This is a genomic window from Usitatibacter rugosus, from assembly GCF_013003965.1.
In the GTDB taxonomy this organism is placed as follows: Bacteria; Pseudomonadota; Gammaproteobacteria; order Burkholderiales; family Usitatibacteraceae; genus Usitatibacter; species Usitatibacter rugosus.
This window is the reverse complement of the sequence record NZ_CP053069.1, coordinates 4,054,875-4,070,280: the sequence shown is the minus strand read 5'-3', so window position 1 is coordinate 4,070,280 and position 15,406 is coordinate 4,054,875. Positions and strand designations below refer to the sequence as shown.

The window sequence follows — 15,406 nt, the reverse complement described above, 5'->3', positions numbered from 1 at the left end:
CTGCTGAAGTGTCCGCACGCCCGGTGATCCGGCGCGTGCCGTTTCCCCTTGGACTCTTTCAGGAGATTGGACATGCGGAAATCCGCATTGCTGCTGGCCCTGGCGCTGCCCGGGTTCGCGTCGGCCAAGCCCATCGCGTTCGCCGACGGATGGACGGTCATGGCCGAGTACGGCACCAACACCATGCGCGAAGCGCAGGTCTTCTACGCCCCCGCGTACTGGTGGTCGGGCGGCCTCGCGGCGACGAAGCTCATCGCCGACGACAAGTCGTTCGAGCGCGAGATGGCCGGCGTGCAGGCGAACTACCTCGTGAAGCGCTGGAACCTGCCGGCGGCACAGGGCAACGTCTTTGCGTGGGCCGGCCTCGCCTCGGCGCGCGGCTACGACGCCGGGGGCACGTTCTCGGGCGTGGCCACGGCGCGCTACGGAGCGCAGGCCGACTACGAAACGCGGCGCATCTACATGTCCGCGAAGACCGACTGGTGGCAGTCGAGCCGCTTCACGCATGGCGTCAGCACGGTGCAACTCGGCATCGCGCCCTTCGAGCACGACTACGAGGACCTCGCGGTTTGGTTCGTCGTGCAGGCGCGGCGCTACACCGGCGGCATCCTCCCGAACGAGACCGAGGTCATCCCGATGTTGCGCCTCTTCAAGGGCAACTTCTGGATCGAGGGCGGCGTGGATCGAGAGCGCCGCCTCCAGCTCATGGTCATGATGAATTTCTAGGAACCGACATGAAGAACACGATGAAGGCATTGGTATTCGCCGCCGCGCTGCTCGCGGCCGGCGTGGCGCAGGCGAAGACGATCAAGATGGAAGTCCACGGCCTGGTGTGCGCGTTCTGCGCGCAGGGCATCGAGAAGAAGCTGAAATCGATGGCTCCCACGCAGGCCGTGTTCGTGAGCCTCGAGCACAAGGTGGTGGCCGTTTCCCTGAAGGACGGGCAGGACATCGACGACGCGACACTCGTCTCGCAGCTGAAGGACGCGGGCTACGACGTGCGCGCCATCGCGCGCGTGGACGACTCGCTGGAGCAGATCCGCGCTGAAGCGAAGGCGAAGCGGTGAGCCCGGCCGTGGACGCGCGCAGCACCGCGAGCTGGTCGTCCTGGATCTCGATCTTCACGAGCTCCGGGACGCTGCTGTGCTGCGCGCTGCCCGCGGCGCTGGTCGCCGTGGGCGCGGGTGCGACGCTCGCTTCCCTCGTGGGAGCCGTGCCGCAGCTGGTGTGGCTCTCCGAGCACAAGCTGCCGCTCTTCGCGCTCGCGGGCGGGATGCTGGCGATGGCCGGCGTCTTCCAATGGAGGGCGCGGTATGCACCTTGCCCCGCCGATCCCGCATTGGCCGCCGCCTGCATGCGGCAGCGGCGCGTCTCGGCGTGGGTCTACGGCGTGTCGGTCGCGATCTTCACGATCGGTTTCTTCTTCGCCTTCGTCGCACCGTATCTGTAAAAAATGAATGGGGTCAGACTCCATTTAGCTTCATCGAGCGAAGCTAAATGGAGTCTGACCCCATTCATTTGGTGGGTCGCGCCGTATACAGGCGGTGGAGGGTGATCTTGCGCACTTCCGCCTTGCTCGCCTCGATGTGGGAGCGCAGCAGGCGGATGGCCTCGTCCGTGCGGCGACGGATCACGGCGCGAAGGATTTGTGCGTGCTCGTCATACGTCTTGTCGATGCGATAAGCCTGCGTGAAGTCGAGCCGGCGCACGACACGGATGCGCTCGGTCACCTCGCGGTGGCAGCGCGCCACTTCCGGATTGCCCGCGGCCTCCACCAGCGCCATGTGGAAGCCTTCGTCGAGGGCGGCCACCTTCATGGGTTCCGTGAGCCGGTCGGCGGCAGGAACGAGCCACGTGGCTTTCAGCGCATCGAGGTCCGCGCGCTCCTCCGCATCGCACAGGCGCGTGACGGACGCGACCTCGAGGATCTGGCGCAGGTCGTAGAAGTCCTCGAACTGGTCGAAGTCGAATGGCCGCACGCTCCAGCCCACGCGCAGATGCACCTGCAGATAGCCCTCGCGCTCGAGGCGATACAGCGCATCGCGCACCGGCGTACGGCTCATCTTCAGGCGCTCGGCGATATCCGTTTCGCTGAAGCGGTCGCCGGGCAGCAGCTCGAAGTCGAAGATGCTCGCCTTCACCTGCTCGTAGGCGCTATCGGCGAGCGAGCGTTCGCGCGGCGCGGGGACCGCGAGCTTCGCGAGCGCACGGCTCACGGCTTCGCCTCCGCGAGCAGGCTCACGTGCGCCGCGACGATCCTCCATCCCTCGGGGAATCGCACCCAGGTCTGGCTCTGCCGGCCCGTCGCCGCCGAGCCCGAGCGCTGGAACTCCAGGTTGGCGGTGGCGAAGTCGGGGCCGAAGGTGGTGATCGCGGTGCGAAGGACGACGCGCTGGAGGTTGCGTGCCGGGCGCGCCGCACGGAACGCGGCGATCGCCTCATGGCCGTACAGGTTCTCGGTGGCGCCATAACGCAACGCATGCGCGCTGCTCCAGAAGAAGCCGTCGAGCGCGGCGACGTCGTTGCCGGTGAGCGCGGTCTCGTAGCGTTCGAGCTCGGTGCGAACTTCGGCCACGATCTCGGGCCGGTTGATGTCGTTCATGGCGATGCTCATGCGTGGAGGGCGGGCATGGGGGAAGCGGCAACACCGCGGGCAGAAAGCGCGGCGGCGACGCGAAAGCAGAGATCCTCGCGCCACGGCGCGGCGATCACCTGCACGCCGAGTGGGAGCGACCCCGGGCGCACGATCGGAGCCGTGACCACGGGGAGTCCGATGCACGAGATGGGTTGCGTGAGGAGCCCCATGCTCGGCCGCAGCGGCACGCGGCCGGACTCGAGGTCGAGCCATTCGGTGCCGATGGGCGTGGCCGCGCACGGCGTGGCGGCGGCGATGAAGACGTCCGTGTTCGCGAAGTGCGCGCGCACGGCCCCGCGGTAGAGAGCGCGGATGCGTTGCGCCTGCACGTACCAGGCCGCGGGCACGAGCGCCCCGGCGAAGAAGCGGTCGCGGGAGAGCGGCTCCATGTCGCCGCGCCGGTTCCGCAGGTCGTCGAGATGGAGGTTGCCGCCTTCGGACGCGCCGATGATGAACGCCGCGGCCCGGCCCAGCGCGGCCTCGGCCCAGGTGACGGTGCGCGTGACGTGCAGCGCCTTGCACGCGATGTCCACGGCGGCCTGCGCGTCGCTCGTGAGATTCGCCTCGAACCAGCCGCCGAGGCGCGCGATGCGTACGTCGCCGAGGTCGCCGTCGAGGGAGTCGCTCACCGGCTCCGGCGCTCGCTGCGCACAGGCCGGATCGCTCGCGTCCTCGCCCTGCATCGCATCGTAGGCGGCCGCGAGGTCGCGAAGGTCGGCGGCGATCGGCCCCAGGTGATCGAGGCTCGCGACGAACGGGAACGTGCCGGAGCGCGAAAGCCTGCCGTACGTCGGTTTCAATCCCCACACGCCGCAGAGCGAGGCGGGGACGCGGATCGATCCGTTGGTGTCGGAGGCGAGCGTGACCGGAACCAGGCGCGCGGCGGCCGCGGCACCGGAACCGCCCGAGGAACCGCCGGCGATGCGTTCGGGATCATGCGGGTTTCGCGTCGGTCCGTAGTGCGTGTTCTCCGTCGTGAAGCCGTAGGCGAACTCGTCCATGTTGAGCGTGCCCACCAGCACGGCGCCCGCGGACTTCATTCGGGTCACCAGCGCGGCATCCGACTTCGCGGGCGGGTGCGAGGCGTTGATCTTCGAGCCCGCGAGCGTGGCGAGCCCCGCGACGTCGAAGAGATTCTTCACCGCATACGGAACGCCGGCGAGCGGGGGAAGGACCTGCCCGGCCGCGCGCGCCTTGTCGACGGCCTTCGCTTCGGAGCGCGCACGATCGGCCGTCACGGCGACAAAGGCATTCAGCTGCGGATTCAGCCGGGCAATGTTCGCGAGCGTGCCCTCGACGACGTCGACCGCTTTCACCGTCCCATCGCGAATCGACTGCGCGATCGAGAGAGCGCTTTCGCTCACGGCTCGAACACCGGTGCGGGCTCGTCGTCGGGCTGGATCGGCACGGCGAGCAGGGGAGCGGCGATCTCCGCCAGGCGCTCGAACTGCAGGATCACGCGGTCGCGCTCCTCGCCCTTCAGCGTGAGGCCGTGGAGGGCGGCGGCGCCGTCGACGTACGCAGGAACCTTCTTGTTCGCCATCTACCGTCGGACCTCGCGCTGGAAGACCTCCAGGCTGTGCTTCTTGGCCGCGATGAAGGACGGCGACGTCAGCGTCTCGACGGTCCGCGGCCGCGGATCCCCGTAGCGCAGGATCTCGGCCACCTTGGTGGGCCGCTTCGTGAGCAGCAGCACCTCGTCGGCGAGGTACACGGCTTCTTCGAGGTCATGCGACACCAGCATCATCGTGGTTCCCGTGGCGATGAAGACTTCCTGCAGCTTCTCACGAATGAAGAGTGTCATCTCGTAATCCAGCGCGGAGAACGGCTCGTCGAGGAACAGCACCTCCGGATTGGGCGCCAGGGCCCGCATGATCGAGGCCGTCTGCTGCTGGCCGCCCGACATCTCGTACGGGTAGCGCTTGAGGTCGAATTTCACGTCGAACGACGCCACCAGCTCCTCCAGCCGGCGATCGACCTCGCGCTTGGACTTGCCCTCGAGCTTCAGCGGATAGGCGATGTTGTCGATGGTGCGCATCCACGGGAACATCGCCTCGCGGTAGTTCTGGAACACGTAGCCGATCTTCGTTTCCTTGAGCGACTTGCCGTCGAAGAGGATCTCTCCCTGGTCGATCGGGATCAGCCCCGAGATCATGTTGATCAGCGTCGACTTGCCGCAGCCGTTGGGCCCGAAGACCGAGACGATCTTGCCCTTGGGGATGTCGAGGTCGAAGTCCTCGTACAGCGGCCAGCCCGCGAAGAACTTCGTGAGCCCGCGGATCGTGATGTGGGTGCCGGTGGGGCCCGGGATGAACGGCGGGGCCGGCGGATCCGGCTCGAAGGGCGGGTTCACGACGCGCGCGTTCATCGTCCGCTCCAGTGCACGATCCGCCGCTCGATATAAAGGAAGAGCACATTGAGGGCATAACCCAGCACGCCCGCGGCGAGGATGGCGGCGTACATGCTCTTCACGTTGAGGACCTGCTGCGCATCGATGATGCGGTGGCCCAGGCCGTTGTCGGACCCGATGAACATCTCGGCCACGATCACGATCACCAGCGCCATCGAGACGGCGCTGCGCAGCCCCACGAAAGTCGGCTGCAGGCTCTCCCACACCAGCACGTCCTTGAAGATCTGCCAGCGATTGGCACCCATCACCTTCGCGGCCATCACGCGCTGCTTCCTCGCATTGATCACACCGTAGGCGCTGTTGAAGACGACCAGCAGGAACGCCCCGAATGCGGCGATCGCGACCTTGTTGATGTCGGACACGCCGAAGATCAGCAGGAAGAGCGGGATCAGCGCCGAGGACGGAGTCGAGCGGAAGAAGTCGATCAGGAACTCCACGCTTCGGTACGCCCGCTCGTTGCTGCCCAGCACGATCCCCAGCGGCACGCCGATCACCGCGGCGATCACGAAAGCTTGCAGCGTGCGCTTCACGGTCACGAGGAAGTCGATCAGCAGCGGTCCGCCGGCGAGACCGCTCACCAGGGCCGTGAGCGCGTCCCAGGGAGCGGGCAGCAGGATCGCCTTGATGAAGCCGGTGCGCACCACGAGGTCCCACGCGATGAAGAGCAACACGGGCCCGACGAAGGGGAGGGCCCGGCCCCAGGTCGCCTTCATGCCTTGTAGAGCAGCGTGTTCACGTCCACCTTCTGCGAGAAGATGCCCTTCTCGGTGAACAGGTCGTAGAACTTCTGGAAGTACGCGATCGAGCTCGCGTTGAATTCGCTGTAGGGCATGTACGAGGCGAGCGGCACCTCGTTGGTGAGCGGGCCCTCGATCGCGGTATAGCCCTTCATGAAGGCGCGCGCTTCGTCCGGCTTCGTGCGCACCAGCTCCACGCCTTTGATGTACGCCGCCATGTATTTCTTCGTGGCTTCGGGATTCTTCTTGATGAACTCCGAGGTGAGCGTCGCCGCGCCGCCATGCCAGGGCGCCATCGGGTCGCCGAGGATGTATTTCGCGACCACGCCCGCCTCGATGATCTTCGTCGTGCCGTTCATGCGGCCGATGGTGCCGGTGGGCTCGAGCGTGTAGCACGCGTCCACCTGGCCCGCGGCGATCGCGGCCACGTGCTGCCCGATCGGAAGCTCGATCACCGTGTTGCCCGTGGCGCCGGCCCGCTCGAGCATCGTCTTGGCCAGCGTCACGTTCTGGATACCTGGGCCCGAGGCGACGCGCTTGCCCTTGATCTCGCCGATCGTCTTGTAGGTGGCGTTCGCGGGCGCGATGAACTCATCCAGCACGAACTTCGCGTTGCTGGGATTGGTGCAGAAGATCTTGAAGAGCCCGGGCTGCGCGATGGCGCCGATGGCGAGGTTGGCCGATCCGGTGCCGTTGGCGCTGCCGTCGGAACGTCCCGAGAGCATCGCCTCCATCACCTGTTGAGCGCCGGCGAACTTGAGCGGCTCGACATCGACGCCCGCTTCCTTGAAGTAGCCCTTCTCGATCGCGGCGTAGAACGGCAGGCCCGACGCGATGGGCCAGAAGCCGACGCGGATCTTCGGCATCGCCTGCGCGCGAACGATCGCGGGTGCGCCGGCGATGAACGTGCCTGCGAGGGCAGCACCGATGAGCCGGCGGCGATTCGTGGGGACCAGGTCTTTCGGGGCGTCGTTCATGGCGTCTCCTTTTGGGGTGTCGCGGAAGTCGTGCGGGGGTTGCGGGATTCGAGATAGGCGCGCCATCCGCCGAAGCGCGAGATGTCCTCGGCACCGGCGATGGCTGCGGCTTCGCAGAGGAAGCCCTGCACGTGCGAGCCGTCCTCGAGCTCGAGCGTGCCGATGCACAGCGGCGCGGGAATGCCGGCGACGAAGCGGCCGAAGGCGGAAGCGGGCAGCTCCCACACTTCGACCGCGATGCGCTGGCCCTCGCCGGCGGTGCGCACGAGGCCCGGCTTGGGCGGCGTGGTCGCCGGGAGCGCGTAGAGGCGGTAGTGCGGTGCGGTGCGAGTGGAGCGCACGAGCTTCGCCCCGCGCTCGGTGAGCTCGCGGTTGAGAGGCAGACCCTGGAGGTGCGCACCAACGACGGCGACCTGGACTGTATCGCCATGACCCGCGAGCGTTTCGGCGGCGGGTGCAGCGACACCGATCGCGCCCAACGGGAGCGTGCCCGTCGCGTGGAAGCGCTGCGCAAGGTGGGCCAGCATCAGGTCGCCGCCGGCCGGAGCGAGCAACGTGATGCCGCTCGGCAATCCATCCGGGCGCATCGAGGCGGGCACGGCAATCGCCGCGAGGTCGAGCAGGTTGGCGAAGTTCGTGTACGTGCCGAGGCGGCGGTTCAGCTCGATGGGATCGGCCTGCACGGCGGCGATGCTGTAGGCCGTCGGCGCGGTCGGGACGACGAGGACATCGAACGTCGACCACAAGGGCGTGAGCTTCGCGCGCAGCTCATCCAGGCGCGCCTCGGCCACGAAGGTGTCGGTGGCGGAGAACGTTGCGCCACGATCGAGGATCCTGCGAACCGTGGGATCGACGGCATCGGCGTGGGCGTCGAAGAACGCGCGGATGCCGGCGTGACGCTCCGCCACGCGCGGGCCGTCGTAGAGAGAGTCGGCGACCTCGCGCCAGGGCGCGAAGTCGATCTCGCGCGGCATGCCCCCCAGGGCCTTCATTCGGGAGACGGCGTCGGCGAAGGCGGCTTGGGCTAACGAGTCGCCGAAGAACTCGAGGTCCGCCGCGCGCGGAACCGCGAAGGTGAACTCATGGCGAAGGAGCGGGCGGTCGAGGGCGAGGGACCGCGCACACGGATCGGCCGCATCGAAGGTTGCCGCGACACGGAAGACGCGTGCAGCGTCGGCGACGGTGAGCGTGAAGATCGAGACGCAGTCGAGCGAGCGGCATGCAGGCACGACGCCGCGCACCGAGAGCAGGCCGCGAGTCGGTTTCCAGCCGACGAGGTTGTTGAGCCCGGCCGGCACGCGACCCGAGCCCGCGGTGTCGGTGCCGAGCGCGAAGTGCACGAGCCCTTTCGCGACGGCGACAGCCGAGCCCGAGCTGGATCCGCCCGAGACGATCTCCGGCTTGAACGCGTTGGGCGGTGCTCCGTACGGCGAGCGCGTGCCGACGAGCCCGGTGGCGAACTGGTCGAGGTTGGTCTTGCCCGCGACCATGGCCCCCGCGGCTTCGAGCGCGGCGACGACGAAGGCGGGCTCGGCCGGGTCGTAGGCGAAGGCGGGGCATGCGGCCGTGGTCGGCAGGCCCGCGCAGTCGATGTTGTCCTTCACCGCGAAGAGCGTTCCGAAGACGGGCGAGGCGAGTGCGCGCTGCGGATCGGTTCGCAGTTGCGCATCGAGCGTGCTCGCTCGGGCGCGCAGTACCTCCGGCGATTGCACCGAGATCCACACCGGTGCCGCCCGTTCGCTCGCGTCGCGCGCGAGCCACGCCTCGACCACATCCGTGGGGCGCAGCTTTCCCGCGCGGTAAGCATCGTGCAGCGCGGCAATCGTGGCGGGAATCGGTGGGGGCACGCTCGTGGGCCTCTGGTATACAAGTTCGGATACCAGCAAGGGTTGTGCCACGCTCCGCGCATTCCCGAAGCCGCGTTCGATCAACGACTTAAGCCATTGCCCCCTGCGTTCACGCCCAGGGACCGCACTGCACCGATGGTGCGTCGCTCGCCGGGCGCACCGAACGCGGGCGCAACCCCGCGGGCTAGCCAGAGGTCGGTGCCGCAGCTACTTCGCGGGCGATTGCAGCTCGATCACGTTGTCTTCCGGGTCGGTCACGTACGTCCAGGTGAGCCGCGCGCCGGCCGCGTTCGTGAGCGTGACGACGTCGCCGACGCTGCGCCCGCCCGCCGAGAGCACCGCCTGCCGCGCCGCCTCGACATCGTCCACGACGAAAGCGATGTGGCCGAAGCCCGGCCGGTTCACGGCCGTGCGCGGCCTTTCCTCGAGGACGTTGTAGTTGAAGATCTCGAGCGTCGGTCCCGAGGGGCCGTGGCCCGGCAGCCGCAGGTGCACGCCGCGCAGCTCCGCGCGGGCGATGCCCGAGCCGCGTTCGAGGTCGCGGCCTCGGAAATCACGTTCGGGTGGAACCGGCGTGCAACCGAAGAGGTCCTGGTAGAAGCGCGCGAGCGCGCGCCAGTCGCGTGCGATGAGGTTCGTGTGTCCGTAGCGTGCGCCGTCGATCATGGTTTCTCCCGTGGATGCCGGCCAGCTTCCCGTGGCGCCGGGCAAGCGACAAGTGCAGAATCAGAAGCGATGAATGCTCATTCCGTGAAGCCCCTCGAGGGCGTGAAGGTCGTGGAGTTCTGCCAGGTCGCCGCGGGTCCGTTCTGCGGCATGCTGCTCGCCGATTACGGCGCGGAGGTCATCAAGGTCGAGCCGCCCGAGGGCGATGCGATGCGCCAGTGGCCGCCGGTCGCGAACGGCTACAGCGAGAACTTCGCGTCGATCAATCGAGGCAAGCAATCCGTGGCGCTCGACCTCAAGGATCCTGCAAGCCGCGATTTCGCCCGCGCGCTCGCGCTCGAGGCCGACGTCCTGATCGAGAACAACCGCCCCGGCGTGATGGCGCGCCTCGGCCTCGGCTGGGACTGGTTCGGCCCGCGCAAGCCTTCCCTCATCTATTGCTCGATCTCCGCGTTCGGCCAGGCGGGGCCACGCTCGGCGGAAGGCGGCTTCGACCTCACCATCCAGGCCGCGAGCGGCGTGATGAGCGTGACGGGCGAGCCCGACGGCGCGCCGGTGAAGTGCGGCGTCCCGCTCTCCGACTTCGCCTCCGGCCTGTACGCGGCCTTCACCATCGCCGCGAAGATCGCGCAGGTTCGCTCCGGCGGCCCGGGCGGCACGATCGACGTTCCGATGTTCGCGACCACGCTCGCCATCGCCGCCCTGCAGACCAGCGAGTATTTCGGTACCGGCAAGAACCCGCGCAAGCTCGGCTCGGCCCATCCGCGCAACGCTCCCTACCAGGCGTACCGCGCGGCCGACGGCTTCTTCGCGATCGCCGCCGGCAACCAGAAGCTGTGGCAGTCGGTCTGCGACGTCGTGGGAATGCCCGAGCTCGTGGCCGACGCGCGATTTGCCTCGACGACGTTGCGCGCGCAGAACCAGGGTGCGTTGAAGGATCTGCTGGAGGCGAAGTTCGCGACGGCAGGAGCCGCTTCGTGGCTCGCGAAGTTCCGCGACGCCGGCGTTCCGGGCGCGCCCATCAACGGCTACGCCGAGGCTCTCGCCGATCCGCAGGCCGTGTTCCTTGGCCTCGAGCAGCCGGTGACGCTGCCCGGTGGCCGCGTGACCCGCACCGTCGGCTGCCCGATCCGCCTCGACGGCGCCGCGGTGGCCGTTTCGAAGCGCTATCCTGCGCTCGGCGAGGACACCGAAGCCTTGCGCGAAAGCCTGGAGGAAAAACCATGAACCGACTGGACCGTTTCGTCGCCGGCACGACGAAGATCGTGGAGGAGGAGAAGGCCGAGGCGAAGATCCTCGCCCGCGTCTCGCCGCTGCTCGCCGATTTGATCGCGCACGACGACTGGCTGGACGAGAAGTACACCGTGCCCGGCCCCGACACCTATCGCCAGTACCTGCTGTATCGCGATCCGCAGGAGCGCTTCTCCGTGATCAGCTTCGTGTGGGGCCCCGGCCAGAAGACGCCCGTGCACGACCATACGGTGTGGGGTCTCGTCGGCGTGATGCGCGGAGCGGAGCTGTGCGAGGAGTTCGAGCACGACGCGCAGGGCCGCGCGAAGGCGACCGGCCACGAGCACGTGCTGAAGAAGGGCCAGATCGAGGCCGTCTCGCCCACCGTCGGCGACGTGCACACCGTGGCCAACGCGCTCGCCGACCAGCCGTCGATCAGCATCCACGTCTACGGCGCCGACATCGGCCGCGTGAAGCGCCACTGGTACGACGCGAAGACCGGCGAGGCGCGAGAGTTCGTCTCCGGCTACTCGAACGCCTGATGGTCCGCGCTTCGACGCGCGAGGGCGTCGCGACCCTCGGACTCGACCGTCCCGAGAAGGGCAACGCGCTGTCGGTGGAGCTGGTGGCCGCGCTGCATGCGGCGATCGACGCTGCTGTTGCCGACACTACGGTCCATACGCTGGTCCTCGCCGGATCGGGATCGCACTTCTGCACCGGCTTCGACCTCTCGTCGCTCGACACGGAGACGGACGCGACGCTCGCCGATCGCTTCATCGCGCTGGAGAAGCTGCTGCAGGCTTTGTGGCACGCGCCACTGCGCACGATCGCGCTCGCTCAGGGCCGAACGTGGGGTGCGGGTGCCGACATCTTTGCGTCGTGCGACATCCGCGTGGCGAACGAAGACGCGACGTTCCGCTTTCCCGGCTCCGCGTTCGGCATCGTGCTCGGCACGCGCCGCCTCGTGGAAGCAATCGGATGGGATATCGCGCGCCCGTTCGTGACGGAAGGCGCCGCATGCGATGCGGGCTACGCGCTCCAATGTGGGCTCGCGACCCGGGTCGGCATCGCGTCGTGGCTGGAGGAGCAGGCGAGCACGCCGGTGGTCGATCGAGAGACTTTCGCCGCGATTCGGCGGGTCGCGCGGGGCGACCATTGCGAGGAGGATTTGGCGTCGCTCACAAGCTCTGCACGGCGGCCGGGTCTCAAGCAGCGAATCGTCGACTATCGCGCGGGGCTGAAGAAGGCCCCGAAAACTCCACTCTGACCCGGGTTTTGCCTTAGCGCTCGCTCGCGGCGAGGCGCAGGCCGAGGGCGACGAGCACCGCGCCACTCGCGCGGTTCATCCACACGAAGGTGGACGGGCGCTTCAGCACGCGCTCCGAGAGGCTGCCGCCCGCGAGGCCCACGCCGGCCTTCACGGGAAGCGCCATCGCCGCATAGAGCACGCCGAGGAACACGAGGTCGCGCGTGGGATGCGGGCTCGCGGGATCGACGAACTGCGGCAGGAACGCGAGGAAGAAGAGGACGATCTTCGGGTTGGTGATGTTGGAGAGCATCCCCTGCCAGAAGAGCGCGAGCGGGGAGAGGGCAGCGCCGCCGGTGGCGAGCTCCGGTGGCAGGGCGCGCGTGAGCAGCAGGCGGATGCCGAGATAGACGAGATAGGCCGCACCCGCGAGTTTCAGGGCGAAGAAGAGCCCCTCGCTGGCCTGCAGGATCGCGCCGACGCCGAACGCGGCCAGTGCCGTGTGCACGAGGATGCCGCAGCAAACGCCGATCGCGGAGAAGAGCCCGGCCATGCGCCCCTGCGCGAGCGAGCGCGTTGCGACGTAGAGCATGTCCTGGCCGGGCGTGAGGATGAGCGCGAGCGAAGCGCCCGCGTATACCCAGAGCGTGTGGCCTTCCATCGCCTCAGGCGTGGGTGGCGAGCCAGTCGAGCGCCAGCGCGGACAATGACTTCACGCCCAGCTTGAGGCATTCCTCGTCGACGAAGAAGCGCGGGCTGTGGTTCGGCGCGGCCGTCGAGGCGTCCTTGTCCTTCGGCGTGCAGCCCACGAAGTAGAAGAAACCGGGCACGGCCTTCTGGTAGAACGAGAAGTCCTCGGCGCCGCAGACCTTGTCGACGACCTTCACGTTCGCGTCGCCCGCCATGCGGCCCAGCGTCGGAATCGACCAGTCGGTGAGCGCGGGATCGTTCACCGTCACGTCGTACCAGCGGTGGATGTGCACCTTCGCCGTGGCGCCGCCCGCCTGCGCGATCATCTCCGCGATGCGCTTCACGTGCGTATGAACTTCGTTCCGCTGCTCCTCGTCGAAGGCGCGGATGGTGCCTTCCATCTTCACTTCGTCCGGGATGATGTTGTGGCGCACCCCGCCGTGGAACACGCCCACGGTCACGATCGACGGCTCCTTCGCGATGTTCATCTGGCGCGACACGATGGTCTGCAGGCCCGTCACGATCTGCGCGCCGACGACGATGGGATCGACGCCGCGCCAGGGCATGGCCGCGTGCGTCTGCGTGCCGCGCACGAAGATGCGGAAGTCGTCGGCCGAGGCCATGAACGGCCCGGAGCGATAGCCGATCATCCCGGTGGGGAAGATCGACGTGACGTGCAGGCCGAAGATCGCGTCGACCTTCGGGTTCGCGAGGCAGCCCTGCTCGATCATCATCTTGGCGCCGCCATCCTCGCCGATGGGCGGCGTCTCCTCCGCGGGCTGGAAGATGAAGGTCACGGTGCCGGGAATCTGCGCGCGCATGCCGGCGAGCACTTCGGCGACACCCATGAGGATCGAGGTGTGCGCGTCGTGGCCGCAAGCGTGCATCACGCCGCACTTCTGCCCGTTCCATTCGGTGCGCACTTCGCTCTTGAAGGGGACATCCACCTCCTCGGCCACCGGAAGCGCATCCATGTCGGCGCGCAACGCCACGACCGGGCCGGGCTTGCCGCCCTTGAGGATGCCGACGACGCCGGTATGCGCGACCTTCTCGCGCACCTCGTCGAATCCGAGGGCGCGCAGGTGATCGGCCACGATTTTCGCGGTGCGTACCTCGCGGTTGCCGAGCTCGGGGTTCTGGTGGAAATCGCGGCGCCAGGCGACGACTTTGCCTTCGACCTTTTCGGCCGCGGCGGCGATCACGGAATCGAACGGGAAGGGGCTGGAAGGTGCGTTCATGAGCGTGGACTTATAATCGCGGCAGGACGCCAATATTGCCATGGATCACCTGACACCCAAGCAGACCTACCAGTACCTGAAGGACAACCCGGACGCCGTCTTCGTCGATTGCCGGAGCGAGATGGAATACATGTTCGTGGGCCATCCCGTGGGCTCGATGATGGTGCCCTGGTACGACGGCGCGGACTGGGAACTGAACACGCATTTCGTCGGCCAGGTGAAGCGCATCGCCGGCGCCAACTTCGAGAAGCGGCCGATCGTGCTCATCTGCCGCAGCGGCAACCGCACGCTCGAGGCGGGCGACGCGCTCGAGAAGGCGGGCTTCAAGCACGTCATCAACGTCCTCCACGGATTCGAGGGCGAGCTGGACCCCAACCACCATCGCAACACCCTGAGCGGCTGGCGCGTCGACGGCCTTCCGTGGGAACAGTATTGACGCGTAGCGTCCCGCCGGCCTCGGCCGCGTGGCTGGTGTGGGGAATGGGCGCGTGCTTCTATTTGATTGCGTTCTACCAGCGCGTGGCGCCCGCCGTGCTGGCGCAGGACCTCTCGCGGGATTTCAATCTTTCGGCCGCCGCGCTCGGCAACCTCTCCGCGTTCTATTTCTATAGCTATGTCGCCGGCCAGATCCCGACCGGGCTCGCGGCCGACCGTTGGGGACCGCGTCGGCTGCTCGCGGCGGGCGCAGCGGTCATGGCGCTGGGCACGCTGGCCTTCGGGCTCGCGCCGAACGCGATCGTCGCCAATGCCGGCCGGCTGCTGATCGGTGCGGCCGGAGGCGTGGCCTTCGTCGCCATGCTGAAGATCGCGACCCACTGGATGGTCCCGCGCCAGTTCGCCTACGCGAGTGCCACCGCGCTCTTCATCGGCGTGTGCGGCGCAACGCTGGCGGGTGCGCCGCTCAGCTTCGCGGTGGCGCACTTCGGATGGCGCTCCGTCATGGTGGCAAGCGCGATTGCGACGGGGCTGGTCGCCGTCGCGATCTGGTTCGTCGTCCGCGACGATCCCACCGAGCGCGGCTACGCGAGCCATTTCCCGGAGGCCGCCAAGCCGCACGAATCCGTGTCGGCCCTGCACGCGCTGCGCGAGGTGCTGCGCCATCGCAACATGTGGATCCTCCTCGTCGGGCCCGCGGCGCTCTCGGCGATCGTCCTGTCGTTCGCGGGGCTCTGGGGCGTGCCGTTCCTGGTGATGCACTACAACTTCACGACGGCGGAGGCCGCGGGCGTCGCCTCGCTGATGATGATCGCGTGGTCGGTGTCCGGCTTGGGCTACGGCGCGCTGTCGGAGAAGCTGGGACGGCGCAAGCCCGTGATGATGGGCGGCATCGTCGCGGCGATGCTGCTGTGGTCCATCGTGGTGTTCGTTCCCGGTCTCGATCGCGCGGTCCTGATCGCACTGCTGGTCGCCGTGGGCGTGAGCTGCGGCGCTTTCATCCTCACGTTCCCGCTCGCGAAGGAATCCGTCCCCTCGCGCTTCGGCGGTACCGCGTCGGGCATCGCGAACATGGGCGTGATGATCGGCGGAATGCTGATGCAGCCGCTCGTGGGCGTGGTGCTCGACCGGCATTGGGCCGGGGTGATGGCCAACGGAGCCCGCTGGTACGACTTCGACGCTTTCCGCGCGGCGTTCTCGGCGATGCTCGTGTGGTGCGCGATCTCGCTCGTGCTGCTCGCGTTCGCACGCGAATCCCATTGCCGGCAGGCGGCGTGATCGCTGTTTGACGGGCT

At 68.0% G+C, this 15,406-nt stretch carries 19 protein-coding genes; 8 read left to right on the top strand and 11 right to left on the bottom strand.

From position 1 onward, the window contains the following. Positions 1 to 72: 72 nt before the first annotated feature. The 3 genes from DSM104443_RS19325 to DSM104443_RS19315 are packed head-to-tail and all read left to right on the top strand — an operon-like array spanning position 73 to position 1,450. A complete protein-coding gene (locus tag DSM104443_RS19325) occupies positions 73 to 726 on the top strand; it encodes a hypothetical protein (protein WP_171095207.1) in 654 nt (217 codons plus the stop codon). Between the two features lie 8 nt (positions 727 to 734). Next, the gene (locus tag DSM104443_RS19320) at positions 735 to 1,067 is read left to right on the top strand and encodes a heavy-metal-associated domain-containing protein (protein ID WP_246232366.1); all 333 of its coding nucleotides are present in this window, start codon (positions 735 to 737) and stop codon (positions 1,065 to 1,067) included. Then, complete coding sequence (locus DSM104443_RS19315; RefSeq protein ID WP_171095205.1) at positions 1,064 to 1,450, top strand: hypothetical protein; 387 nt, start codon at positions 1,064 to 1,066, stop codon at positions 1,448 to 1,450. The genes DSM104443_RS19320 and DSM104443_RS19315 overlap by 4 nt, the downstream gene beginning before the upstream one ends. 64 nt (positions 1,451 to 1,514) lie before the next feature. Here DSM104443_RS19315 and DSM104443_RS19310 read toward each other — a convergent pair whose 3' ends face one another. From DSM104443_RS19310 to DSM104443_RS19270, 9 genes are all read right to left on the bottom strand, one after another. Continuing rightward, a complete protein-coding gene (locus DSM104443_RS19310) occupies positions 1,515 to 2,216 on the bottom strand; it encodes a GntR family transcriptional regulator (protein ID WP_212756796.1) in 702 nt (233 codons plus the stop codon). Beyond that, the gene (hpxZ, locus tag DSM104443_RS19305; RefSeq protein WP_171095201.1) at positions 2,213 to 2,614 is read right to left on the bottom strand and encodes an oxalurate catabolism protein HpxZ; all 402 of its coding nucleotides are present in this window, start codon (positions 2,612 to 2,614) and stop codon (positions 2,213 to 2,215) included. Before hpxZ ends, DSM104443_RS19310 begins: the two co-directional genes overlap by 4 nt. Beyond that, positions 2,611 to 3,999, bottom strand: a complete 1,389-nt coding sequence (locus DSM104443_RS19300; protein WP_171095199.1) for an AtzE family amidohydrolase — start codon at positions 3,997 to 3,999, stop codon at positions 2,611 to 2,613. The genes hpxZ and DSM104443_RS19300 overlap by 4 nt, the downstream gene beginning before the upstream one ends. Beyond that, a complete protein-coding gene (locus tag DSM104443_RS19295; protein ID WP_171095197.1) occupies positions 3,996 to 4,178 on the bottom strand; it encodes a DUF4089 domain-containing protein in 183 nt (60 codons plus the stop codon). The genes DSM104443_RS19300 and DSM104443_RS19295 overlap by 4 nt, the downstream gene beginning before the upstream one ends. Further along, positions 4,179 to 5,003, bottom strand: a complete 825-nt coding sequence (locus DSM104443_RS19290) for an ABC transporter ATP-binding protein (protein WP_171095195.1) — start codon at positions 5,001 to 5,003, stop codon at positions 4,179 to 4,181. After that, the gene (locus DSM104443_RS19285; protein ID WP_171095193.1) at positions 5,000 to 5,758 is read right to left on the bottom strand and encodes an ABC transporter permease; all 759 of its coding nucleotides are present in this window, start codon (positions 5,756 to 5,758) and stop codon (positions 5,000 to 5,002) included. Before DSM104443_RS19285 ends, DSM104443_RS19290 begins: the two co-directional genes overlap by 4 nt. Next, positions 5,755 to 6,759: an ABC transporter substrate-binding protein gene (locus DSM104443_RS19280; protein ID WP_171095191.1), complete on the bottom strand. Its 1,005-nt coding sequence runs from the start codon at positions 6,757 to 6,759 to the stop codon at positions 5,755 to 5,757. The genes DSM104443_RS19285 and DSM104443_RS19280 overlap by 4 nt, the downstream gene beginning before the upstream one ends. Then, entirely contained in the window at positions 6,756 to 8,606 is a 1,851-nt protein-coding gene (gene atzF, locus DSM104443_RS19275) for an allophanate hydrolase (protein ID WP_246232364.1), read from the bottom strand. Before atzF ends, DSM104443_RS19280 begins: the two co-directional genes overlap by 4 nt. Positions 8,607 to 8,813: 207 nt before the next feature. After that, a complete protein-coding gene (locus DSM104443_RS19270; protein WP_171095189.1) occupies positions 8,814 to 9,272 on the bottom strand; it encodes a VOC family protein in 459 nt (152 codons plus the stop codon). 69 nt (positions 9,273 to 9,341) lie between these two features. On the opposite strand from DSM104443_RS19270, the gene DSM104443_RS19265 reads away from it, so the two are divergent. The 3 genes from DSM104443_RS19265 to DSM104443_RS19255 are packed head-to-tail and all read left to right on the top strand — an operon-like array spanning position 9,342 to position 11,769. Next, a complete protein-coding gene (locus tag DSM104443_RS19265) occupies positions 9,342 to 10,499 on the top strand; it encodes a CaiB/BaiF CoA transferase family protein (RefSeq protein ID WP_171095187.1) in 1,158 nt (385 codons plus the stop codon). After that, positions 10,496 to 11,044, top strand: coding sequence for a cysteine dioxygenase family protein (locus DSM104443_RS19260; protein WP_171095185.1), 549 nt, complete (start codon positions 10,496 to 10,498; stop codon positions 11,042 to 11,044). Before DSM104443_RS19265 ends, DSM104443_RS19260 begins: the two co-directional genes overlap by 4 nt. Further along, on the top strand, positions 11,044 to 11,769 hold the full coding sequence (locus tag DSM104443_RS19255) for an enoyl-CoA hydratase/isomerase family protein (RefSeq protein WP_171095183.1): 726 nt from the start codon (positions 11,044 to 11,046) through the stop codon (positions 11,767 to 11,769). Before DSM104443_RS19260 ends, DSM104443_RS19255 begins: the two co-directional genes overlap by 1 nt. 13 nt (positions 11,770 to 11,782) lie before the next feature. Here DSM104443_RS19255 and DSM104443_RS19250 read toward each other — a convergent pair whose 3' ends face one another. Both DSM104443_RS19250 and DSM104443_RS19245 read right to left on the bottom strand, forming a co-directional pair. Further along, a complete protein-coding gene (locus tag DSM104443_RS19250) occupies positions 11,783 to 12,409 on the bottom strand; it encodes a LysE family translocator (protein ID WP_171095181.1) in 627 nt (208 codons plus the stop codon). A 4-nt stretch (positions 12,410 to 12,413) separates the two neighbouring features. After that, positions 12,414 to 13,676 (bottom strand): amidohydrolase, encoded by a 1,263-nt coding sequence (locus DSM104443_RS19245; protein WP_212756794.1) that lies wholly within the window; start codon positions 13,674 to 13,676, stop codon positions 12,414 to 12,416. A gap of 40 nt (positions 13,677 to 13,716) precedes the next feature. Between DSM104443_RS19245 and DSM104443_RS19240 the strand changes: the two genes are divergently transcribed. Both DSM104443_RS19240 and DSM104443_RS19235 read left to right on the top strand, forming a co-directional pair. Next, positions 13,717 to 14,112 (top strand): rhodanese-like domain-containing protein, encoded by a 396-nt coding sequence (locus tag DSM104443_RS19240; protein ID WP_171095177.1) that lies wholly within the window; start codon positions 13,717 to 13,719, stop codon positions 14,110 to 14,112. Next, positions 14,109 to 15,389 carry an MFS transporter gene (locus DSM104443_RS19235; RefSeq protein WP_212756792.1) on the top strand — a complete coding sequence of 427 codons (1,281 nt, stop codon included), beginning with the start codon at positions 14,109 to 14,111 and terminating at the stop codon, positions 15,387 to 15,389. Before DSM104443_RS19240 ends, DSM104443_RS19235 begins: the two co-directional genes overlap by 4 nt. Positions 15,390 to 15,406: the final 17 nt, after the last annotated feature.